Source organism: Streptomyces sp. NPDC041191 (assembly GCF_055591945.1).
In genome coordinates this window covers 226,771-249,498 of record NZ_JBVIZC010000007.1, presented here as the reverse complement: position 1 = coordinate 249,498, position 22,728 = coordinate 226,771, and the positions used below count along the sequence as shown (strand labels likewise).

At 73.4% G+C, this 22,728-nt stretch carries 18 protein-coding genes; 3 read left to right on the top strand and 15 right to left on the bottom strand.

Translation table 11 applies throughout. The features are described 5' to 3' along the window. Positions 1-8: 8 nt before the first annotated feature. The 5 genes from ffh to nsdA all read right to left on the bottom strand — a co-directional run bounded on the left by ffh (position 9) and on the right by nsdA (position 7,718). On the bottom strand, positions 9-1,562 hold the full coding sequence (gene ffh / locus ACZ6AQ_RS16315) for a signal recognition particle protein (protein ID WP_388689249.1): 1,554 nt from the start codon (positions 1,560-1,562) through the stop codon (positions 9-11). A 148-nt stretch (positions 1,563-1,710) separates the two neighbouring features. Beyond that, entirely contained in the window at positions 1,711-4,188 is a 2,478-nt protein-coding gene (locus ACZ6AQ_RS16310; protein ID WP_468760380.1) for a [protein-PII] uridylyltransferase, read from the bottom strand. A gap of 21 nt (positions 4,189-4,209) precedes the next feature. Then, positions 4,210-4,548 carry a P-II family nitrogen regulator gene (locus ACZ6AQ_RS16305; protein ID WP_116158629.1) on the bottom strand — a complete coding sequence of 113 codons (339 nt, stop codon included), beginning with the start codon at positions 4,546-4,548 and terminating at the stop codon, positions 4,210-4,212. Further along, positions 4,545-5,891 (bottom strand): ammonium transporter, encoded by a 1,347-nt coding sequence (locus ACZ6AQ_RS16300; protein WP_468760379.1) that lies wholly within the window; start codon positions 5,889-5,891, stop codon positions 4,545-4,547. The genes ACZ6AQ_RS16305 and ACZ6AQ_RS16300 overlap by 4 nt, the downstream gene beginning before the upstream one ends. Before the next feature lie 357 nt (positions 5,892-6,248). Further along, complete coding sequence (gene nsdA / locus ACZ6AQ_RS16295; protein WP_468760378.1) at positions 6,249-7,718, bottom strand: transcriptional repressor NsdA; 1,470 nt, start codon at positions 7,716-7,718, stop codon at positions 6,249-6,251. Between the two features lie 424 nt (positions 7,719-8,142). On the opposite strand from nsdA, the gene ACZ6AQ_RS16290 reads away from it, so the two are divergent. Beyond that, complete coding sequence (locus ACZ6AQ_RS16290; protein ID WP_468760377.1) at positions 8,143-8,796, top strand: bifunctional DNA primase/polymerase; 654 nt, start codon at positions 8,143-8,145, stop codon at positions 8,794-8,796. A 77-nt stretch (positions 8,797-8,873) separates the two neighbouring features. Here the strand turns inward: ACZ6AQ_RS16290 and ftsY are convergent, their stop codons facing one another. From ftsY to ACZ6AQ_RS16265, 5 genes are all read right to left on the bottom strand, one after another. Beyond that, a complete protein-coding gene (gene ftsY, locus ACZ6AQ_RS16285) occupies positions 8,874-10,100 on the bottom strand; it encodes a signal recognition particle-docking protein FtsY (RefSeq protein WP_388689238.1) in 1,227 nt (408 codons plus the stop codon). Positions 10,101-10,295: 195 nt separating this feature from the next. Further along, the gene (locus ACZ6AQ_RS16280) at positions 10,296-11,729 is read right to left on the bottom strand and encodes a sugar porter family MFS transporter (protein ID WP_468760376.1); all 1,434 of its coding nucleotides are present in this window, start codon (positions 11,727-11,729) and stop codon (positions 10,296-10,298) included. A 179-nt stretch (positions 11,730-11,908) separates the two neighbouring features. Then, complete coding sequence (gene smc / locus ACZ6AQ_RS16275; RefSeq protein ID WP_468760375.1) at positions 11,909-15,484, bottom strand: chromosome segregation protein SMC; 3,576 nt, start codon at positions 15,482-15,484, stop codon at positions 11,909-11,911. 227 nt (positions 15,485-15,711) lie between these two features. Then, a complete protein-coding gene (locus tag ACZ6AQ_RS16270; protein ID WP_388689233.1) occupies positions 15,712-15,930 on the bottom strand; it encodes a hypothetical protein in 219 nt (72 codons plus the stop codon). Between the two features lie 388 nt (positions 15,931-16,318). Continuing rightward, on the bottom strand, positions 16,319-16,600 hold the full coding sequence (locus ACZ6AQ_RS16265; RefSeq protein WP_388689231.1) for an acylphosphatase: 282 nt from the start codon (positions 16,598-16,600) through the stop codon (positions 16,319-16,321). 169 nt (positions 16,601-16,769) lie between these two features. Here ACZ6AQ_RS16265 and ACZ6AQ_RS16260 point away from each other — a divergent pair, with 169 nt between their 5' ends. Together ACZ6AQ_RS16260 and ACZ6AQ_RS16255 are read left to right on the top strand one after the other, a co-directional pair. Next, complete coding sequence (locus ACZ6AQ_RS16260; RefSeq protein WP_468760374.1) at positions 16,770-17,750, top strand: CAP domain-containing protein; 981 nt, start codon at positions 16,770-16,772, stop codon at positions 17,748-17,750. A gap of 258 nt (positions 17,751-18,008) precedes the next feature. Next, positions 18,009-18,701 carry an HAD family hydrolase gene (locus ACZ6AQ_RS16255; RefSeq protein ID WP_468760373.1) on the top strand — a complete coding sequence of 231 codons (693 nt, stop codon included), beginning with the start codon at positions 18,009-18,011 and terminating at the stop codon, positions 18,699-18,701. Between the two features lie 78 nt (positions 18,702-18,779). On the opposite strand, the gene mutM is transcribed toward ACZ6AQ_RS16255, so the two are convergent. The 5 genes from mutM to ACZ6AQ_RS16230 form a co-directional block, all read right to left on the bottom strand. Beyond that, on the bottom strand, positions 18,780-19,667 hold the full coding sequence (gene mutM / locus ACZ6AQ_RS16250) for a bifunctional DNA-formamidopyrimidine glycosylase/DNA-(apurinic or apyrimidinic site) lyase (protein WP_468760372.1): 888 nt from the start codon (positions 19,665-19,667) through the stop codon (positions 18,780-18,782). 150 nt (positions 19,668-19,817) lie between these two features. After that, positions 19,818-20,624 (bottom strand): ribonuclease III, encoded by an 807-nt coding sequence (gene rnc, locus ACZ6AQ_RS16245; RefSeq protein WP_388689224.1) that lies wholly within the window; start codon positions 20,622-20,624, stop codon positions 19,818-19,820. Positions 20,625-20,644: 20 nt separating this feature from the next. Next, entirely contained in the window at positions 20,645-20,818 is a 174-nt protein-coding gene (rpmF, locus tag ACZ6AQ_RS16240; protein ID WP_015036448.1) for a 50S ribosomal protein L32, read from the bottom strand. A gap of 2 nt (positions 20,819-20,820) precedes the next feature. Next, positions 20,821-21,474 carry a YceD family protein gene (locus ACZ6AQ_RS16235; protein ID WP_388689377.1) on the bottom strand — a complete coding sequence of 218 codons (654 nt, stop codon included), beginning with the start codon at positions 21,472-21,474 and terminating at the stop codon, positions 20,821-20,823. Positions 21,475-21,611: 137 nt separating this feature from the next. Continuing rightward, complete coding sequence (locus tag ACZ6AQ_RS16230; RefSeq protein ID WP_468760371.1) at positions 21,612-22,673, bottom strand: ATP synthase F0 subunit B; 1,062 nt, start codon at positions 22,671-22,673, stop codon at positions 21,612-21,614. Positions 22,674-22,728 lie beyond the last annotated feature (55 nt).

Below are 22,728 nucleotides of genomic sequence, written 5' to 3'. Positions count from 1 at the left end.
CGTACGCGTCAGCCCATGAACTTCTTGAACTCGTCCGGCAGCTCGAAGTCCTTCGGGCTCTGGCCCGCCCCGGGCAGACCGAAGGCGCCGCCCTGCTGGGCCTGCTCGCGGCGCTCGGCGGCGGCCTGCTCCTCGGCCTTCCGCTTCATCGGGTTGCCGCTCTTGCGCTTGCCCTTGGCCTGCTTGACCTGCTTCTTCTGGCGGCCGGGGCCGCCGCCCATGCCGGGGATGCCGGGCATGCCCGGCAGGCCGCCGCCCTGGGCCATGCGGGACATCATCTTGCGGGCCTCGAAGAACCGCTCGACCAGGCCCTTGACCGCGCTGACCTCGACGCCGGAGCCCTTGGCGATGCGGGCGCGGCGGGAGCCGTTGATGAGGGTCGGGTCCTGGCGCTCGGCCGGGGTCATCGACTTGATGATGGCGGCCGTGCGGTCGACGTCCTTCTCGTCGATGTTGTTGATCTGCTCCTTCATCTGGGCCATGCCGGGCAGCATCCCGAGCAGCTTGCTGATGCTGCCCATCTTGCGGACCTGCTCCATCTGGGCCAGGAAGTCGTCGAGCGTGAACTCCTGCCCCTTCTTCGAGGCGAGCTTCGAGGCCATCTTGGCGGCCTCTTCCTCGTCGAAGGTCTGCTGGGCCTTCTCGATGAGGGAGAGCATGTCGCCCATGCCGAGGATGCGGGACGCCATGCGGTCCGGGTGGAACGCGTCGAAGTCGTCCAGCTTCTCGCCGTTGGAGGCGAACATGATCTGCTTGCCGGTGACGTGCGCGATGGAGAGCGCGGCACCACCGCGGGCGTCGCCGTCGAGCTTGGAGAGCACGACCCCGTCGAAGCCGACGCCGTCGCGGAACGCCTCGGCGGTGTTGACCGCGTCCTGGCCGATCATGGCGTCGACGACGAAGAGGATCTCGTCGGGGGAGACCGCGTCCCTGATGTCCGCGGCCTGCCGCATCAGTTCCTGGTCGATGCCGAGGCGGCCGGCGGTGTCGACGATGACGACGTCGTAGAGCTTGGTGCGCGCGTGCTCGATCGAGTCCTTGGCGACCTGGACCGGGTCGCCGACGCCGTTGCCCGGCTGGGGGCCGTAGAAGGCGACGCCCGCGCGGTCGGCGACGACGGAGAGCTGGTTGACGGCGTTGGGGCGCTGGAGGTCGCAGGCGACGAGCAGCGGGGAGTGGCCCTGGCCCTTGAGCCAGAGGCCGAGCTTTCCGGCGAGGGTGGTCTTGCCTGCGCCCTGGAGACCGGCGAGCATGATCACGGTCGGGCCGGACTTGGCGAACCGGAGGCGGCGGGTCTCGCCGCCGAGGATCGAGACCAGCTCGTCGTTGACGATCTTGACGACCTGCTGGCTCGGGTTCAGGGCCTTGGAGACCTCGGCCCCGAGGGACCGCTCCTTGACGTTCCGGATGAACTCGCGCACGACCGGCAGGGCGACGTCGGCCTCGAGGAGGGCGATACGGATTTCCCGGGCCGCGCTGTCGATGTCCTGCTCGGAAAGGCGACCCTTGCCCCGGAGGTTCTTGAAGGTCGCGCTCAGGCGGTCGGAGAGAGTATCGAACACGGCGCTCGTCGGTCCTTGAGGTCGGGGGCGGGGAATCGCCCTCCAGGGTATCCGGCCCGGCCGGGGAATCCTCCCCGCCCACCGGGAGTCCGTGGTCCCCGCACGCGCGGGAAGCGGCCTCGCGCCCGGCGGCCGGCGCGCACCCGGGTCATCCCAGCGCCGCCTCCAGCGTCCCCGCCAGGTCCGCCGCCTCCCCCGGGGGCAGCGGGGAGCCGTCCGGCCGGGTCACGTACAGGGTGTCGACGGCGTTGGCGCCCAGGGTGGAGACGTGGGCGCTCCTGACCCGTACCGCCGCTCCTTCCAGGGCGCGGCCGATGCGGTGGAGGAGGCCGGGGGCGTCCTGGGCGCGGACCTCGATGACGGTGGCGAGGCGGGAGCCGGCGGCGGCGACGGTGACGCGGGGCGGCGGGGCGGTGAGGCCCCGGCGCCGGGGGTGGGCCGCCTCGCGTTCGGCGAGGCGGGCGGGGATGTCGAGGGAGCCGTCGAGGGCGCGGACGAGGTCGGCGCGGAGCCGGGCGGCCTCGGGCAGGGAGCCGTACTCGGCGGCGACGCGCCAGTCGAGGAGGAGGACGGAGCCGGAGCCGAGCCCGGCGGGGAGGTCCACGGCCCGCAGGTCGGCGGCACGGACGGTGAGGCGGTGCAGGGCGAGGACGCCGGCGACGGCGGGCAGGACGCCGGGCCGGTCGGGCAGGGCGATGGCGAGTTCGACGCCGACGGGCTCGGGGGCCGTGTCGTCCGCGTCGCCCTCCGTCCGCCGTTCGGCCCGGGTGCGGAGGGTGAGGACGGGTCCGCCGGTGCGCAGGGCCTCGACGGCGAGGCGTTCCTGCGCGGCGTCGGGTGCGGCGGTCCCGGGGTCGGGCGGGGGTTCCCCGGCGAGGACGCCCGCGACCCGTTCGACCAGGTCGGCGACGAGCGAGGCGCGCCAGGAGGACCAGGCGGCGGGGCCGGTGGCGAGGGCGTCGGCCTCGGTGAGGGCGTGCAGGAGCTCCAGGGTGCCGAGGGTGCCGACGGCGGTGGCGACGGTCTGGACGGTGGCGGGGTCGTCGAGGTCGCGCCGGGTGGCGGTCTCGACGAGGAGCAGGTGGTGGCGGACGGCGGTGGCGACGGTGGCGGTGTCGGCGCGGTCGAAGCCGATGCGGGCGGCGAGGTCGCGGGCGACGGCCTCGCCGGCGACGGAGTGGTCGCCGGGTCCGCCCTTGCCGATGTCGTGGAGGAGGGCGGCGACGAGGAGGAGGTCGGGGCGGCCGACGCGGCGGGTGAGCGAGGCGGCCCGTACGGCGGTCTCCACGAGGTGGCGGTCGACGGTCCAGGTGTGGACCGGGTTGCGCTGGGGCCGGCAGCGGACGCGTTCCCAGCCGGGGAGGAGTCGGGTGACGATCCCCTCGGCCTCCAGGGCCTCCCAGACGGGGACGGTGGCCGTCCCGGCGCCGAGGAGGGTGACGAGCTCCTCGCGTGCCTCGGCGGGCCAGGGCACCGGGAGGGGTTTGGCGGTGGCGGCGAGCCGGCGCACGGCGTGCGGGGAGAGCGGGAGTCCGGACTGGGCGGCCGCGGCGGCGGCGCGCAGGGTGAGGACGGGGTCGCGTTCGGGTTTGGCGGTGTGGGCGAGGACGACCTCGCCGTCCATCTCCACGACGCCCTCGGCGAGCGGGGTGCGTTCGATCGGCGGCTTCCCGCCGCCCGTCCGTCCGGTCACCGACCGGCCGCCCAGGAGGGACCGGAGCCGGGGCCGTGCCGAGCGGGCCCCGAGGACGCGGTCGACCTCGCGCCAGGTGACGTCGGCGGCGTACGAGAGGGCCCGGGCGGCCTCGTACACCTCGCGGAGCAGGGCGTCGGCGTCGGGGAGGCCCAGCGCGGCGGCGACGGCGTCCTGTTCCTGGAGGGCGAGCCGGTCGGTGGCGCGGCCGGTGGTCAGGTGGAGGGCGTCGCGGACGTCGAGGAGGCACCGGCGGGCGCGGTCGAGTCCCGCGCGGGGGGCGTCGGCGATCCAGGAGGCGGCGACGGCCCGGAGGGCCTGGGCGTCGCGCAGTCCGCCGCGGGCCTCCTTGAGGTCGGGTTCGAGGAGGAACCGCAGCTCCCCCGCGCGTTCGGCGCGTTCGCGGCAGAGGGCGCCGAGTCCGGGAAGGCGCTCGGGCGCCCGGCGGCGCCAGTCGGCGAGGGCGGTGGCGCGCAGGGCGGTGGCGAGTCCGGCGTCTCCGGCGAGGGGCCGGGCGTCGAGGAGGCCGAGGTGGACCCTGAGGTCCCCGGCGGCGGTGGCGCGGGCTTCGGCGGGGGTGCGGACGGAGTGGTCGAGGGCGAGGCCGGCGTCCCACACCGGGTACCAGATCCGGTCGGCGAGGGCGGCGATCGCGGCGGCGCGGGCGCTGCCGTCGTGGAGCAGGAGGAGGTCGAGGTCGCTGCGGGGGGAGAGTTCGGAGCGGCCGTAGCCGCCGACGGCGACGAGGGCGGTGCCGGGGGGCGGCGCGGCGGCGGCGAAGAGGCCGGTGAGCCAGTCGTCGGTGAGGCGGGCGAGGGCGGCGCGGCGCGGCGGCCCGGACCGCCCTTCCTCCCGGAGGAGGAGCAGCCGGGCCGCCGCGTGACCGCCGGGTGCCGGGTTCTCGTTCCGTTCGCTGGTTCCGGGGCTCGTCATCCGGCGGCTCCTCATGTGTGCCTACAGCGCGTCCGGGCCGCGTTCGCCGGTGCGGACCCGTACGGCGGTCTCGACCGGCACGCTCCACACCTTGCCGTCTCCGATCTTGCCGGTCCGGGCGGCCTTGACGACGACGTCGATGAGCTGTTCGGCGTCCTCGTCCTCCACCAGGACCTCGACGCGGATCTTGGGGACGAGGTCGACGGTGTACTCGGCGCCCCGGTAGACCTCGGTGTGGCCGCGCTGGCGGCCGTAGCCGCTGGCTTCGGTGACGGTGAGGCCGTGGACGCCGAACGCCTGGAGGGCCTCCTTGATCTCGTCGAGCCGGTGCGGCTTCACGACCGCGGTGATGAGCTTCATGCGTCCACCTTCTTGTTCTGCGGGACGGTCGGGGCGGCCGGGGCGGCGGAGCGGGAGGAGGTGCCGCCGCCGGCGCCGCTGAAGTCGTAGGCGGTCTCGGCGTGCTCGACCTGGTCGATGCCGGAGACCTCGACGTCCTCGGCGACCCGCATGCCCATGGTCCTGTCGATGGCCAGGGCGAGGAGCGCGGAGACGATCAGGGAGTAGGCGAGGACCGCGAGGACGCCGATCGCCTGCTTGCCCAGCTGTTCGAGGCCGCCGCCGTAGAAGAGGCCCTTGGCGTCGGACTGGACGCCGCCGGTGGCGAAGAGGCCGACGAGGAGGGAGCCGACGACACCGCCGACGAGGTGGACGCCGACGACGTCGAGGGAGTCGTCGTAGCCGAACCTGTACTTGAGGCCGACGGCCATGGCGCACAGCAGGCCGGCGACGGCGCCGACCGCGATCGCGCCGAGGGGGCTGACGGCGCCGCCGGAGGGGGTGATGGCGACGAGTCCGGCGACGGCTCCGGAGGCGGCGCCGAGGGTGGTGAAGGAGCCGTGGCGGACCTTCTCGTACGCGAGCCAGGCGAGCATGGCGGCGGCGGTGGCGACCTGGGTGTTGACGAACATCACGGCGCCGACGCCGTCGTCGTTGCCGAGCCAGGAGCCGGCGTTGAAGCCGAACCAGCCGAACCAGAGGAGTCCGGCGCCGAGCATGACCAGCGGGAGGCTGTGCGGGCGCATCGGGTCCTTCTTGAAGCCGACCCGCTTGCCGATGACGAGGATGACGCCGAGGGCGGCGGCGCCGGCGTTGATGTGGACGGCGGTGCCGCCGGCGAAGTCGATGACGCCCATCTCGAAGAGCCAGCCGCCGGAGCCCCAGACCCAGTGGGCGACGGGGAAGTACACGACCGTGGCCCAGAGGGTGACGAAGAGGACCCAGGCGGTGAACTTGACGCGGTCGGCGAGGGCGCCGCTGATGAGGGCGGGGGTGATGACCGCGAACATGAGCTGGAAGACGGCGAAGACGTAGACGGGGATGGTGTAGCCGTCCCACAGTTCGGTGATGCCGATGCCGCTGAGGCCGGCGTAGTCGGAGGACCAGCCGACGATCGAGCCCTTGTCGGTGCCGAAGGCGAGGCTGAAGCCGTAGAGCACCCACAGGATCGTGACGATCCCGAGGCTGACGAAGCTCATCATCAGCATGTTGAGGGTGGACTTGACGCGGACCATGCCTCCGTAGAAGAAGGCGAGTGCCGGGGTCATCAGCATGACCAGGGCGGAGCAGATGAGCATGAACCCGGTGTTGGCGGCGGACAGCTCGGGAGCGTCTGCGGCCAGGGTCGTGACGGCTGGTGCCATCGGCGTCTCCTCGTCGGATGCGGCCTGTGCGGGGCGGGGCCGGGGAGTGGCCGGCTCCGTGGGGGGCCGGTGATGAGCCAGAGATTCCCCCGGCACGGTTTCCGCCGGTGCCGCCCGGTGTTTCGGGGCGGTGACGAAGGTGTGGGCCGTGTTACGCGAACGTGAACACGCGGGTCACGGGCGGGGCGCGGTGTACTCTCCGCGCGCGGCGGCACACGGGCGGCCGGAAGGCACGGGGACGCGGACCGGCCGCGTCGGGCGTCCGTGCGACCTTGCGGCGGGGGAGCCGAGTCGGGTGGTACGGGACGCCCGGCGCGGCCGGGGTCGGTGCGGGCCCCGCGGGGCCCGGCGGAGGGGTCAGACCGCTTCGGCGGCCTCGGGCAGGAGCTGGGTGAGGCGGTCGGTGAGCTGGACGACCTCGGCGATGTCGCTGTAGTGACGGGCGGCGTGGTCGACGGTCTTGCGGAGCCGGGTGTTGACCCGCTCGGAGCGGATGCTGCGGGCGACGCCCAGGGCCTTCTCGGCGAGGACGACGGACTGCTCGGGCTCGCGCTTGAGGAGGTGGACGGTGGCCAGGCCGATCAGGTTGAGGGCGTACGACCGCTGGTGGTCGGCGTCCTTCCCGAAGAGGTCGACGGCCCGCTCCATGAGGGGTTCGGCGAGCGAGGCGTACGTCGGCGAGCGTCCGGCGACATAGGCGAGGTCCCGGTAGGAGTGGGAGTTCTCGCCGTTGAGTTCGGCCTCGGAGAAGAAGCGGATCCAGTCGGGCTCGGGCTCGCCGTCGAGACCGGCGTCGGCGAAGGTGTCCTCGGCCATCCGGACGGCCCGCTTGCACTTGGAGGGCTGGCCCATGTTGGCGTAGGCGCGGGCCTCCATCGCATACAGCATGGCCTGGGTGCGGGCGGTGGCGCAGTCCCGGCTGCCGTACTGGGCGAGGTGGATGAGTTCGAGGGCGTCGTCGGGCCGGCCGAGGTGGATCATCTGGCGGCTCATGGAGGAGAGGATGTACGAGCCGAGGGGCTTGTTCCCGGCCTCCTTGGCCGCGTGCAGGGCGAGCACGAAGTACTTCTGGGCGGTGGGCTGGAGGCCCACGTCGTAGCTCATCCAGCCCGCGAGTTCGGCGAGTTCGGCGGCGCAGGTGAAGAGGCGCTTGGAGACGGCGGCGGGGTGGTGCTCCTGGAGAAGGTCGGTGACCTCGTGGAGCTGTCCGACGACGGCCTTGCGGCGCAGTCCGCCGCCGCACTGGGCGTCCCACTTGCGGAACATCGAGGTGGTGGACTCCAGGAGGTTGAGCTCGACCTCGGAGAGCCGGTGGGGGCGGTGGGCGTCGGGGGGGGCGGCGGGCCGCTCGCCGGCGGGGGTGGGGACGAGCCAGCGCTGCATCGGCTCGACGAGGGCGGGGCCGGCGGCGAGGGAGAGCGAGGAGCCGAGGAAACCCCGGCGGGCGAGCATGAGGTCGCTGCGGGAGAACTCGCTGAGCAGGGCGACGGTCTGGGGGCCCGCCCAGGGGAGGTCGACGCCGGCGACGGAGGGCGCCTGGTGGGCCGTGCGCAGGCCGAGGTCCTCGACGGCGACGACGGAGCCGAACCGCTCGGAGAAGAGTTCGGAGAGGATGCGCGGGATGGGTTCGCGGGGCTGCTCTCCGTCGAGCCAGCGGCGCACGCGCGAGGTGTCGGTGGAGATGTGGTGCGCGCCCATCTGGCGCGCCCTGCGGTTCACCTGGCGCGCCAGCTCCCCCTTGGACCAGCCGCTGCGCACGAACCACGAGCCCAGTCGCTCGTTCGGGCGCTTCCCGGCAGTCGTACCGTCTGCGCCGTTGCCGCCCACTGGAACGCCCCCATCCACCTGATCGTCTGTCGTGCGAACCCCTGACAGGATGCCGTCTCCCACGGCTCCCGTCCGGCGTTCGCCCTCCTTCGAACGGAAAACCGGGTTGCCTCCGGCATACTCACGCGTGCGCCGCGCCCCTGCGGTTTCGAGTACCGAAAGTAACCCCACGATCGCCCCTCTACGAGGGGAATTCAAGAAACGCCACCATTCGCCACCCCTTCGGATGAACTCGCTTTCCGTGGAACGCGCTTCACTTGACGTGCGACGACCCGAGTCGCCGGACGGATGCGCGCGGAGGCGCGTGTTCCGGTCCGCACCACCCCTCGTACGGCAGCGCGCCACCCCGGCGCCGGGCGTGACGAACGGTGACGAGTGAACTCCGGGTCGTAACCACCGGCGCGCTCGACCCGTTGGAGGGGACATGGGTTTCACGATCGGCGGCATTCGTGAGATGCGGTCCGGCGCACGCCGCCGCGTACGCACCACGGAGTGCACAGCGGTGGCGGAGTACACGGGGCTGTGGGGGTGGGACGTGGTCCCGGGCGCGCGGGCCGTGTCCGGCCGGTGCTCCTGCGGGGACCCGGCGTGCGCGGCCCCCGGGGCGCATCCCCTCTCCTTCGCGGAACCGGTTCCGGCGGGCGCCGCCCTGGACGACGCCGTGAAGGCGTGGTCGGAGTACCCGGGCGCGGCGCTGCTGCTGCCGGTGGGCCGCGCCTTCGACGTGATCGAGGTGGCGGAGGCGGCGGGCCGGCGGGCCCTGGTCCGGCTGGAGCGCATGGGGCTGCCGCTGGGCCCGGTGTGCGTGACGCCGACGGGGCGGGCGCGGTTCTTCGTCGCGCCGGGGGCCGCGGCCGAACTGCCGCGGCTGCTGTACCGGATGGGCTGGGACGACGCCGGCCTGGACCTGCGCGGGCTGGGGCCCGGTGCGTACGTCACCGCTCCCCCGTCCGACCTGGGGGGCCTCGGACCGGTCCGCTGGCTGCGGCCCCCGACGCTCGACACGGCGGGCGCGCCGCCGCAGGCGCGGTTGCTGCTCGGCACCCTGGCGTACATCTGCCACCGCACGCGCTTCTGACGTCCGGCGGTACGTACGCGGAGGGCCCCGGCCACGGGAGTGGCGGGGCCCTTCACGCGTGTGCGCGGGCGGTGGTGTCAGTCGCCGATCAGGGCGTCCACGAAGGCGCCCGGCTCGAAGGGGGCCAGGTCGTCCGGGCCCTCGCCCAGGCCGATCAGCTTCACGGGGACGCCCAGCTCGCGCTGGACGGCGACGACGATGCCGCCCTTGGCGGTGCCGTCGAGCTTGGTCAGGACGATGCCGGTGATGTCGACGACCTCGGCGAAGACGCGGGCCTGGATCAGGCCGTTCTGGCCGGTGGTGGCGTCGAGGACGAGCAGGACCTCGTCCAGCGGGCCGTGCTTCTCCACGACGCGCTTGACCTTGCCCAGCTCGTCCATGAGGCCGGTCTTGGTGTGGAGCCGGCCGGCGGTGTCGATGAGGACGACGTCGGCCTTCTCCGCGATGCCCTCCTTGACCGCGTCGAAGGCGATCGACGCCGGGTCGCCGCCCTCCGGGCCCCGGACGGTGCGGGCGCCGACGCGCTCGCCCCAGGTCTGGAGCTGGTCGGCGGCGGCGGCGCGGAAGGTGTCGGCCGCGCCGAGGACGACGGACTTGCCGTCGGCGACGAGAACGCGGGCCAGCTTGCCGGTGGTGGTGGTCTTGCCGGTGCCGTTGACGCCGACGACCATCACGACGCCGGGGACGTCCGTGGGGCTCTCGGTCCTGACCGCGCGGTCGAGGTCGGGGCCGAGGAGGGCGATCAGCTCCTCGCGGAGCAGGCCGCGCAGCTCCTCGGGGGTGCGGGTGCCGAGCACCCGGACCCGCTCGCGCAGCCGCTCGACCAGTTCCTGGGTGGGGGCGACGCCGACGTCGGCGGTGAGGAGGGTCTCCTCGATCTCCTCCCAGGTGTCCTCGTCGAGGTGCTCGCGGGACAGGAGCGTGAGCAGCCCCTTGCCCAGCGAGTTCTGGGAGCGGGCGAGACGGGCCCGGAGCCGTACGAGACGGCCGGCGGTGGGTTCGGGGACCTCGATCTCGGGGGCCGGGGGTTCGGCGACGACGGGGTCCTCGACGGCGGTCGGCGTCCCGGTGGCCTCCTCGGCCGTGGGGAGGGGGACCTCCTCGACCGTGCGGCGTGGTTCTTCCCGCGGCGTCTCCGCCTCCTCGCCGACGCGCGGCTCGGCGGGCGGAGCGGTGATGGTCGGCGGGGTGGACGGCGGCTCGGCGGGCGGCAGCTGCTTCTTCTTGCGGCCGCTGATCACGAGCCCGCTCGTCACGGCGACCGCGACGACCAGAGCGATGACTACAGCAAGGATGAGTTCCATAACGGGTCCAGTATGGCGTCACCGCGTGCGCGTCCCCCGTCCTCCCGGCGGGGGCGCGCTCCCGGGTGCCGGGGCGGTCCGCCGTTCGGCGGTGTGGCCGGCCGGGGCCCGGGGCGGGCGACCGCCCCGGGCCGGGCGCGGGGGCGCTGCCGGGCCGGGGCGGTCTCCGTGGGCGAGGGGCGGGGCGGCGGGGGGTCAGCCCATCTCCTCCAGCGCCTTGCCCTTGGTCTCCTTGACGTACCGGAGCACGAAGGGGATCGAGAGCACGGCGAAGACGGTGTAGATGATGTAGGTGCCGGAGAGGTTCCAGTCCGCGAGGGACGGGAAGCTGGCGGTGATGGCCCAGTTGGCGATCCACTGCGCGGAGGCGGCGACGCCGAGGGCGGCGGCGCGGATGCGGTTGGGGAACATCTCGCCGAGGAAGACCCAGACCACCACGCCCCACGAGAGGGCGAAGAAGAGCACGAAGACGTGGGCGGCGACGAGGGCCACGACGCCCTGGGTGGTGGGGAGCTTGCCGTCGACGAGGTCGGCGGAGAAGGCCCACGCCTCGAAGGCGAGGGCGATCGCCATGCCGGCGGAGCCGACGAGGGCGAGGGGCCGGCGGCCGACCCGGTCGACCAGGACCATCGCGATCACGGTGCCGACGATGTTGATGATCGACGTGGTGAACGAGTAGAGGAACGAGCTGGACGGGTCGATGCCGACGGACTGCCAGAGGGTCGCGGAGTAGTAGAACGCGACGTTGATGCCGACGAGCTGCTGGAAGACCGAGAGGCCGATGCCGACCCAGACGATGGGCAGCAGCCTGGAGCGGCTGCCGGGGACGAACAGGTCCCAGAAGGTGGACTTGTGTTCGCGGCGCATGGCCTGCTGGATCTCGGCCACGCGGTGGTCCAGGTCCACGTCCTCGCCCTCGACCTCGGAGAGGACCTCCTTGGCCTTGTCGGTCCTGCCGACGGAGATGAGGAAGCGGGGGGACTCGGGGATCGCGAAGGAGAGCAGGCCGTAGAGGAGCGCGGGGACGACCATCACGCCGAGCATCCACTGCCACGCCTCCAGGCCGCCGATCTTGCCGCGCTGGTCGCCGTCGGCGAGCTGGAGGATGCCGTAGTTGACCAGCTGGGAGATGGCGATGCCGATGACGATGGCGGCCTGCTGGAAGGAGCCGAGGCGGCCGCGGTAGGCGGCGGGGGCGACCTCCGCGATGTAGGCGGGGCCGATGACGGAGGCCATGCCGATGGCGAAGCCGCCGATGATCCGCCAGAAGGCCAGGTCCCAGAGGGCGAAGGGCAGTGCCGAGCCGACGGCGCTGACGGTGAAGAGGGCGGCGGCGATCCGCATGCAGCGGATACGGCCGATGCGGTCCGCGATCCGGCCCGCGGTGGCGGCGCCGATGGCGCAGCCGATGAGGGCGATGGCGATGACCTGGGCCAGGGTGCCGGAGCCGATGTCGTAGCGATGGCGGATCGCCTCGACGGCGCCGTTGATGACGGAGCTGTCGTATCCGAAGAGGAAGCCGCCCATGGCGGCGGAGGCCGTGATGAAGATGACGTGTCCGAGGTGGTCCGGATGGGCGGCCCGGCCTTCGGAGGACGGCGGCGTGTGCGCCGGATCGGTGCTGGTCACATGGGCTCCTGGGGGCTCCGGCGGCGTCGTCGGGGCAGAGGGGACGAGCCCTTCCAGTGGGGCACAACTTCGCGGGGGCCACCACCGGAAGGGGGAGACAATGTTGCAGAGACTATGCATTCAACTTTTGAAGTCAAAAATCCCCCCTCGTGAAGCGAGGAGCCGAAGCAGTGGCTCTTCTATTCAGGTCTTGAAGGCGATCCCTGAGCGGATCCCTGACGCAGCCTCTGGCTGATGACCTTGGATACCCCGTCGCCCTGCATGGAAACGCCGTACAGCGCGTCCGCGATCTCCATCGTCCGCTTCTGATGGGTGATCACGATCAGCTGCGAGGTCTCCTGGAGCTCCCGCATGAGTCCGATCAGCCGCTGGAGGTTGGTGTCGTCGAGCGCCGCCTCCACCTCGTCCATGACGTAGAACGGACTGGGCCGGGCCTTGAAGATGGCGACGAGGAGCGCCACGGCCGTCAGGGAGCGCTCGCCGCCCGAGAGCAGCGAGAGCCGCTTGACCTTCTTGCCCGGGGGGCGGGCCTCCACCTCGACGCCGGTGGTGAGCATGGAGTCCGGGTCCGTGAGGACCAGCCGGCCCTCGCCGCCCGGGAAGAGCCGCGAGAAGACGCCCTCGAACTCGCGGGCCGTGTCCCGGTACGCCTCGGTGAAGACCTGCTCGACGCGCAGGTCCACCTCCTTCACGACCTGAAGCAGGTCGGTCCGGGTCTTCCTCAGGTCCTCCAGTTGCTCCGAGAGGAACCCGTGCCGCTCCTCCAGGGCCGCGAACTCCTCCAGGGCCAGCGGATTCACCTTGCCGAGCTGGTGGTACGCCCGTTCGGCCGCCTTCAGCCGCTTCTCCTGCTCCGAACGGACGAACGGCCGCGGCCGGGCGGCCGGATCGTCCTCCTCCCCCTCGGCGGCGGGCGACGGCGGGACGGGCTGGTCGGGACCGTACTCGGCGACCAGGACGGCCCCCTCCACGCCGAACTCCTCCAGGGCCCTGGCCTCGAGCTGCTCGATCCGCAGCCGCTTCTCGGCGCCGAGGACCTCGCCCCGGTGGACGGAGTCGGTCAGCCGGTCCAGGTCGGCCTTGAGCTCCCGGCCCCGGGCGCGGGCCGCCGCGAGCCCCCGTTCCCGGTCGGCCCTGGCCGCCTCGGCGGACTCCCGTTCCCGTTCGGCGCGGGCGAGCGAGACCTCGACGTGGGCCAGGAGCGTCCGGGCCCCGGCGGCGACCGCGCCCGCGACCCGTGCCTCGTGGCGGAGCCGGGCGCGGTGCCGCTCGGCACGCGCGCGTGCCTCCCGTTCGGCGCGGGCGGCCCGGTCGAGGGAGTCGGCCCGTCCGGCGAGCCCCCTGACCCGCTCCTCGTGGGTGCGGACCTGGAGCCGCGCCTCCATCTCGGCCTGGCGCGCGAGGGAACCGTCCACCGCGAGCCGGTCGCGCACGGAGGTGTCCGGCTCCTCGTCCCCGTCCTCCCCGGCCGTCTCCTGGGCCACCAGCAGCCGTTCGGCCAGCTCCTCGGCGTCGGCGGTGGCCTTCTCCAGCGCCTCCTGGGCGCGGGCGGTCGCCGTCGCGGCCCGTTCGGCCTCCTCCGCCGCTCCCCCGGCCTGTCCGGCGAGCCGTCCGAGCCGCTGGGCGACGCCGGACTTCTCGCGCTCGGCGGTGCGGCGGCGGGCGTCGAGCTCCTCGACGAGCGCGGCGGCGGCCCGGCGCCGTTCGTCGGCCTCCCGCCGCGCGGCCGCCAGCTCCTCGCAAAGGGCGCCCAGCGCGTCGAGTTCGGCGGCGGCCTCGGCCACCGACGCCTGTACTTCGAGGAGGCTGGGGGCGCCGGCGGAGCCGCCGTGCGCGAAGTGCGCCCCGAGCAGGTCCCCCTCGGCGGTGACGGCGGTCAGTCCGGGCCGGGTCCTGACCAGTTCGGCGGCCTCGTCCAGGTCGCCCACGACGACGACACCGGCGAGCAGCCGGCGGACGGCGCCCATGAGGTCGGCGGGCCCCCGGACCAGGTCGGCGGCGTACGGACGTCCTCCGGGCGCGGGGTCCGGCCCGGGTTCCGGGTCCCGCACCCCGGTCAGGAGCAGGGCGGCGCGGCCCGCGTCCTGCTTGCGCAGCAGGCGGAGGGCCTCGGCTGCGGCGGCGGGCCCGGCGGCGACCGCGTCGGCGGCGGCGCCGAGGGCGGCGGCGACGGGGACCTCGTACCCCGGGGCGACGGTGAGGAGGTCGGCCGCCGGGCCGAGGATTCCGGCGATTCCGGCGGCGAGGAGCGCGCCCGTGCCGTCCTTGCGGCGCAGTCCGAGGGCGAGGGTGTCGTGGCGGGCCCGGGTCGCGGCGCGGCGGTGTTCGGCGGCGGCGGCGGCTTCCCGGGCGGCTCCCAGCGCGGCCTCGGCGTCGGCCAGTTCGCGACGGGCGGCCTCGTACCGCTCGGCGTACTCGGTGTCCTCCGCGTCGAGTCCGTCGACCTCGGTCCTGAGCTTTTCGTACTCCTCCCGGGCGGCGGCGGCCCGGTCCGCGGCCTCGTCCCGGGCGGCGACGAGCCGGTCGATCTCGGCCCGTGCGGCGGCGGCGCGCGAGCGGGCCGCGTCGACCCGGCCGTGGAGCCGGGCGAGGCCCTCGCGCCGGTCGGCGAGGGCGCGGGCGGCGTCCTTGAGGCGGCGCTCCTCGTCCGCCAGCTCCCGTTCGAGGCCGGCGCGGCGGGCGACGGCCTCCTCCAGGGCGTGTTCGGCCTCCTCCAGGGCCGCTTCGAGTCCGGCCTCCTCCTCGCGGACGCGGGCCGCCTCGCGCTCCAGGTCCTCGGGGTCCCTGCCGCGCCGTTCCTCGGCGGGTGCGGTGGCGCTCTTCACGCGCGCGTCGGCCAGGGAGACGGTGCCGCGGACGCGTTCGGCGAGCCGGGAGAGGTCGTACCGGCTCTGCTGGGCGCGCTCCAGGCGGGGCACGAGGGCGCGGACCTCCGCCTCCAGGCCGGCCTCCTCCGCGAGGGCGGCGCGCAGTTCCTTCTCGGTGGCCTCCTTGCGCGCGAGCAGCGCCGTCTCGTCGGCGACCTCGGCGGCGAGGGCGGCCCGGAGCCGCACGAGGTCGTCGGCGAGGAGGCGCAGGCGCGCGTCGCGCAGGTCGGCCTGGATGACGGCGGCCCGGCGGGCGACGGCGGCCTGCCGGCCGAGCGGTTTGAGCCGGCGGCGCAATTCGTCGGTGAGGTCCTGCACGCGCGCGAGGTTGGCCTGCATCGCGTCCAGCTTCCGCAGCGCCTTCTCTTTCCGCTTGCGGTGCTTGAGGACGCCCGCGGCCTCCTCGATGAAGGCGCGGCGCCCCATCGGGTCGGCGTGCAGCACGGAGTCGAGCTGCCCCTGCCCGACGATGACGTGCATCTCCCGCCCGATGCCGGAGTCGGAGAGCAGCTCCTGGAAGTCGAGCAGCCGGCAGGGGTCGCCGTTGATCCGGTACTCGCTGCTGCCGCCGCGGAACATGATCCGGGCGAGGGTGACCTCGGTGTAGTCGATGGGCAGGGCGCCGTCGGAGTTGTCGATGGTCAGCGAGACCTCGGCGCGGCCCAGCGGGGGGCGCCCGGTCGTGCCGGCGAAGATGACGTCCTCCATCTTGCCGCCGCGCAGCGACTTGGCGCCCTGCTCTCCCATCACCCAGGAGAGGGCGTCCACGACGTTGGACTTGCCGGAACCGTTGGGGCCCACGACGCAGGTGATCCCCGGCTCGAACCTCAGTGTGGTGGCCGAGGCGAAGGACTTGAATCCGCGGAGCGTCAGGGCCTTGAGGTGCACGTCGGGGACTCTACCGGGGCCCGCGCGTTTCGCCCGTGAACGGGCGGGGCAGATCCCCGGGTGAGGTGGGGGCGGACGCGGGGGAAGGGGCGGGTGAAGACAAGAAGGGACGCCGGAGCGTCCCTTGTGTGGCCGGCCGACGCGTGTCGTGCTTCGCGGCTGGCTCTGTCGTGGCCGGTGTGGTGCCGGTCCGAGCGGTTGTCACCCGGCCCCTCGGGGCTGGGCCGTCAGGTGAGCGCAGGCTCCGCCTGGGGTACGTCGAGGTCGATGCTGTCCAGCAGCGACTCTCCCTGGTGCTGAGCGGCGGCAGAGGCGAGCGCGTCGTTCTCCGACTGGATTCGTACCAGCTCGGACTCGAGGTCCTGGACGCGCTGCTGAAGCCGTCGCATCTCGGCGAGGAGTCGCGGGTCGGAGCCGCCGACGTATCCGAGAAGCGCCTTTGCCATGATGGATGGTCCTCCACAATGAGTGACCGACCGAAGCGGTGTGGGTCGTGAGGGATTCGCACCCGCGGTGTACGGCAGTACTGCGTGTCGTGCCGGTTCCACTGCCGAACAGCCAAGGTGCGCGGGGCTTCCAGAGTCTCACCAAAAAGTTTGACGGTCAACACGATCACGCCCCTGCCGGGGGACGACCGGGGAGTTCACGGCCGCTGCGGGAGCGGCGGTGCCTCTCGACCCGGCGCCCCGGGGCGTCGCGATCATTCTCTTCCGGCAGCCTTCCACGGCCGGCGCTCCTTGGCAACCACCAGGCCCTTTCCCCTTCGCACACCTGTTACCGCACGTCCGTCCGAGGCTCCTCCCGGTCACGGGAGACGGTGCCGGAGAGTGATCGTCAGCGGATGGCGAAGCCGTCGTAACCCCCGCGCGGGGTGTCCCAGATCTCGGTGACACCGTCCACGCGCCCGGGTGTGTCGTCGGAGTGGAGCCAGTCGAGCAGACGGTGGCAATTCTCACGCGGCCCCTCGGCCACGATCTGGACCCGGCCGTCGTCGAGGTTGAGGGCGAAGCCCACCAGGCCGCCGATCTCCAGTGCGTTTGCCCTGGTGAACCAGCGGAAGCCCACTCCCTGTACCCGGCCGCGCACCCAGGCGGTCATCCGTACGTCGTCGCTCATGGCTGCACGGTAGCGGGGAGCGCACCGGATCAGCACATCGCCCCCGGCGTCCCATCGCGTACAGTCCCGACGAACGCGCCTCACCCGTTCGGGGGCGCGCCGTTCGGGCGCCGGACCACCACGGTACCGGCAGCAAAGATCAGCAAAGACCAGCAGGAGGGCAGAGGAGATGGGACGCCACCGTCGCTCCGGCGCCGCACCCGCCGCGGAGGACCTGTCGGCCGGTACGGACCGCCGGCACCGGGGTGCCCGCCGGGAGCGGTCCGTGCGCACCGGTCTGCTCGGCGCCTCCGCGGCGGTCGCGGTCGGCGCCGTCGCCGTCGCCTCGGGCCTCCTGCCCGGTGGGGACACGTTCACGGTCGGCGGCCCCGGGACGGCGGCCGAGCACCAGGTGCGGTCCCGGCAGGCCCCGCAGCTGACGACGCAGGGCGGGGCCACCGAGACCCCGGCAGGCACGGACGGCTCTCCGGGCGCGCGGACGGGAACGGGCACGAGCGGTACGTCCGCCTCCCCCGCGACCCCGTCGGCCGCCCCGTCCGGGAAACCGGCTCCGGCCACGACCTCCCCCGAACCGGCCAGGACCTCGGCCCCGGCGCCCGCGCCGAAGCCCGTGAAGCCGAAGACCGCAGAGCCGAAGCCCGTGAAGCCGAAGCCCGCGCGGACGGTGGGCGCGAAGCCCGCCCCGAAGGCCGCTCCCTCCACGAAGGCACCCGCGCCGAAGCCGGACCCGACCGCCGAGGCACCGCTGCGGACCGCCTCCACCGCCGGCCGGGCCGACGCGGCCGAGGCGGAGGTCCTGCGTCTGGTCAACGCCGAGCGCGCCCGGGTGGGCTGCGTCCCGGTGCGCGCGGACGCGCGGCTCGCGTCGCTGGCGGGCGCGTTCAGCGCGGACATGGCCGCCCGCGGCTTCTTCGACCACACGGACCCGGACGGGGACACCCCGTGGGCGCGGGCGCAGAAGGCGGGTGTTTCGACCCTGGCCGGCGAGAACATCGCCCGCGGCCAGGTGGACGCGGCGGCGGTGATGGAGTCCTGGATGAACAGCGACGGTCACCGCGCCAACATCCTGAACTGCGACTTCAAGGCCATGGGCGTCGGCGTCCACTTCGGTGACGGCGGCCCCTGGTGGACCGAGGACTTCGGCTACTGAGCGTTCCTGGGGCCGGTTCTCTCCCGGTCCCGGCGTGGGCCGTCCCGGGCCGTGAACGGCCTCCGGGGCGGCCCGCGCCGCGTCCGGGACGCGGCCCGCGGCGGTGCGGAGACACCTCCGGCGTTCCGCGCGCCGGGCGCGGGGGCCCATAAGGCGGCGTTCCGGGGGTAGCAGCCGATCCGGCACGACAAAGCCGTCGCCCGGGGCGGGCCGAGCCGGAACACGGCGCCCGGGAGACACCCCGAAAGGACTGCGACCTTGACGCACGACGACCGACTCATCGAACTCCTGGCCAACGCGCGCGTGCTCTTCCTCGACTTCGACGGGCCCCTGTGCGACGTGTTCGCCGGGCTCCCCTCCCCCGAGGTCGCCGGACGGCTCGCCGCGCTCGTCGCTGCCGGGGACGCGGAGGCGGGCGCGAGGGCCGCCGGGACCGGCGACCCGTTCGAGGTCCTGCGCATCGCGTACGAGACGGACGACGGGCTGGGCCAGGAGGTGGAGACGGCCCTGACGGCGGCGGAGACCGAGGCCGTCGCGGTGGCCGGGCCGCCGAAGCCGGGGGCGGTGGCGGCCCTCCGGGCGGCGAACTCCTCGGGCCGCGCGGTCGCGGTGGTGAGCGACAACTCGGCCGAGTGCGTCCGGCGCTTCCTGGAGGCGCACGGCCTGGAGGAGTACGTCACCGCGGTCGTCGGCCGCCCGGACGGGAAGCCCCACCTGATGCGGCCCAATCCGTTCCCGCTCATCACCGCGGCCGAGGAGACGCACATGGACGTCACCAACTGCGTCCTGGTCGGCGGCTCGCCCGACGCCGTCCGGGCCGCCCACCGGGCGGGCACGACGGTGATCGGCTACGCCGACGGGCCCCGCGAGGCGGAACTCCTCACCGAGGCGGGGGCCGACACCGTCGTGGCGGACATGGGGACCGTCGCCGACGCGCTGACGGCGGAGTAGCCGACGGAGCGGCGGCGCGGGCCCGGAGCGCGGCACCGCCACGGCCGCGCCGTGAGCACGCGGGGGGAAGGGCCCGGGTCAGGCCGTGAGCACGCGCGGCGGGCGCTGGCAGCGCGGGCAGAAGTAGCTGGACCTGTTCATCCAGGGCCGCCGCCGCATCGGGGTGCCGCAGCGCCGGCAGGGTTCGTCCTCGCGTCCGTAGGCGTCGAGCGAGCGGTCGAAGTAGCCGGACTCGCCGTTGACGTTGACGTACAGGCTGTCGAAACTGGTGCCGCCGGCGGCGAGCGCCGCGTTCATCACGTCGCGGACGTGTCCGAGGAGTTCGGCCGAGCGCGGCCGGGTCAGGCCGGCGGTCGGCCGGTCGTAGTGCAGCCGGGCGCGCCAGAGCGCCTCGTCCGCGTAGATGTTGCCGACGCCGCTGATCAGCGACTGGTCCAGGAGCGCCCGCTTGATCGTCGTACGGCGCAGGCGCAGGGCGCTCTGGAAGGCGGCGTCGTCGAACGCCGGGTCCAGCGGGTCGCGGGCGATGTGCGCGATGACGTCGGGGAGCCCGTCGGGGCTCTGGTCGTGGAGGGAGAGGCCGCCGAAGGTGCGCTGGTCGACGAAGCGGAGTTCGGTGCCGGCCGTCCCGGAGGCGGAGTCGCCGTCCGACGGCGCGAAGCGGACGCGGATCCGCAGGTGCTTCTCGTCGGCGGCGTCGTGCGGCCGGACGAGCAGCTGACCGCTCATGCCCAGGTGCCCGAGGACGGCCGTGCCGGTTCCGGCCAGCGGCAGCCAGAGGTACTTGCCGCGCCGCCGCGCGCCCTCGAACCGCTGACCTTCGAGCCGGGCCGCGAAGTCCTCGCCGCCCGCCACGTGGCGGCGTACGGCCCGGGGGTGCAGGACCTCGACCCCGGCCACGGTCCGTCCGGCGATCCAGCGCTCCAGACCGCGCCGTACGACCTCGACCTCGGGCAGTTCGGGCACGGGTGCTCCTCCGGGCTTCTCGGCCGTTCCCTCGCTGTTCCGTCGACGGCCGAGTCAACCCTACTGCCGTGCGGACGGCACGGGAAAAGACGGGAACCCCGCCCGTGGGCGGGGTTCCCGGAAAGCGGGGAAGCGAAGGGTGCGACGGGATCAGGCCGGAGCCCGGTCCCCGGCAGGAGAGGAGTCGGCGACCGCTCCCGCCCCGGCCGCGGCCTTCGCCGCCGCCACGCGCTCGTCCGCGGCCGCGCGGATCGCGCGCCACGCGGATTCCGCCGCCTGCTGTTCCGCTTCCTTCTTGCTGCGGCCGGTGCCGGTGCCGTACGAGACACCACCGACGCGGGCGGCAGCGGTGAAGGTCTTCTCGTGGTCCGGGCCCTCCTCGGAGACGAGGTACTCCGGGACGCCCAGGCCCTCGGCCGCGGTGAGCTCCTGGAGGCTGGTCTTCCAGTCCAGTCCGGCACCGAGGTTCGAGGACTTCTCGATCAGCGGGTCGAAGAGCCGGTGCACCAGCTCGGACGCCGCTTCGAGGCCCTGGTCGAGATAGACCGCGCCGATCACCGCTTCGAGGGTGTCGGCGAGGATGGACGCCTTGTCCCGGCCGCCCGTGCCCTCTTCGCCCCGGCCGAGCCGGACGAAGGAGCCGAGTTCGAGGCCGCGCCCCACGTCCGCCAGCGCACGAGAGTTGACCACCGCGGCCCGCAGTTTGGCCAGCTGGCCTTCCGGCAGGTCGGGGTGGGTGCGGTACAGCGTGTCGGTGACCACCAGGCCGAGCACGGAGTCCCCGAGGAACTCCAGCCGCTCGTTGGTGGGCAGACCGCCGTTCTCGTACGCGTACGAACGGTGGGTCAGCGCACGCACCAGAAGGGCGGACTCGAGCCGATAGCCGAGCCGCCCTTCCAGAAGCGTGTGGGACGAGGCATGGTCCGTCGTGTCGTCCGTCTTGCGGGACTCAGACATTGCGCCTCTCACCAGCCCCGTCAGACCGAGAGGACCTGGCGCTTGTTGTAGGTGCCGCAGCTCGGGCACGCGATGTGCTGCAGCTTCGGCTCCTGGCAACGCTCACACGAAACCAGGGTGGGGACCGCAGCCTTCCACTGCGACCGGCGGTGGCGCGTGTTGCTGCGCGACATCTTCCGCTTCGGAACAGCCACGGCTACTTCTCCTGCTTCTCGGCGGCGCTTCGGACGTCCCCGTCAGAGGCTTTGCCGCTCATGTTGTCCTTCTCATCGGTTCCCAGCGAACCGGCGAGTCCCTGCAGTGCCGCCCAACGGATGTCGACGGCGTCGTGGTGGTGGTCCGGGTTCTCGTTCAGGTTGGTCCCGCATTCGGAACACAGACCCGCACAGTCCTCCCGGCACACCGGCTGCATCGGCAGTGCGAGCACCACCGCATCACGCAGCACGGGTTCGAGGTCGAACATGCCGTCCTCGAGGGGGATCACGTCCTCGTCTTCCTCGGCCTCGTCGTCCGCGGCCGCCTTGGAGCGGCCCCGGTCGTCGGAGTCGGGGTACGAGAACATCTCCTGGAAGTCCACGTCGAGCTCCAGCTCGACGGGCTCCAGACACCTTACGCACTCCCCCTCGGCCGATGCACGGGCGGTGCCTGTGACGAGCACCCCTTCCATGACCGACTCAAGACGGAGATCGATGTCGACCGGAGAGCCCTCGGGCACTCCGATCACTCCTTCGACGCCCAGGGCCGCGGGGGCCTCGACCGATCGCGAGATCCGCTGCAGGGCACCAGGACGCCGCCCCAGCTCGTGCGTGTCGAACACGAGGGGGTCGCGGTGGTCGAGGCGCGTACTCAGGGCTCTTCCTGCTTTCGATTCGTTCTGCGTCGTGGGGAGGCTGCCGACCGTGGGCAGCGGGGATCGCGGGATACGCGCGACCGAAGAGCCAGGATACTGGACGCTTCGCCCAGGGCCCAATCCGGGCCGTCCGGACCTTACCGGCCCTGTTCGTACTGCTGCTCGTACCGGCGCAGCTGCTCCAGGTCGATCATGCTCGTGTCGAAGAAGCTCGTCTCTTCGAGCGAGGCGTCCCGCTGGGGATCGTGGGCCGGCGGGGCGGGCTGCTGGTACGCGTAGGGGTCCTGCTGCTGGTACCCGTACGGGTCGGCCTGCTGGGGCTGCTGGTACGCGTACGGGTCGGGCTGCTGGGCCTGCTGGGGCTGCTGGTAGGCCGCGTAGGCGTCCGGCTGGTGCTGCGGCTGCTGCGGGTACCCGTAGGGGTCGGGCCGCTGCGGGGCCGGGGGCTGCGCCGGCGCGGGCCCGGAGAGCTCCGCGAGCCCGGCCAGGTAGTCGGCGTCGCTGGTGTGCACCGCGCCGGAGAGTCCGTCCTGGGCGGCCATGTGCTCGCCGAGGTCGTCGGTGGCGATCCGGCCGTGCAGCTTCTGCCGGCCCCGCCCGACGGCCTCCAAGGTCTTGCCGAGGACCGCCTCGAAGGCGCCCAGCTTGGCGGTGATGAACTCGTCGGCCTCGGCCGTCCGCCGGTCCGGCGTCCGCGGGTCGGCGCCGTACTCGGGGGCGTCCTGGTCGGCGTACCCGTCCGGGCCGGCCCCCGGGCCGCGGCCGAGGAGCTTCTCGCGGCCCCGCTCGACGGAGCCGATGGTCTTGTTGAGGACGACCTCGAAGTTGGCGAGCTTGGAGTCGACGTAGTCGTCGGCCTCGGCCCGGATCTCCTCGGCCTCGCGGCGGGCCTCGGAGAGGATCCGGTCGGCCTCCTCCTGCGACTCCCGGGCGACCTGGGTGTCGGAGACGATCGAGCCGCGTTCGGCATGGGCGGCCTCGATGATCCGCTCGGCCTCGCGGCGGGCCTGCTCGACCATCTGCTCCCGGTCGCCGATCAGCTCCCGGGCCTGGGCCAGGGAGCCGGGCAGGGCCTCCCGCACCTCTTCGAGGAGGGCGAGCAGCTCGGCGCGGTTGACCACGCAGGACGCCGACATGGGCATGGAGCGGGCGCTCCGTACGGTCGCCACGATCTCATCGAGCTTCTTCTGCACGTCCACCTGGTGCTCGCCACTCTCTACAGCCGGTTGGAGACGGACGGGTCCGACTGTACGG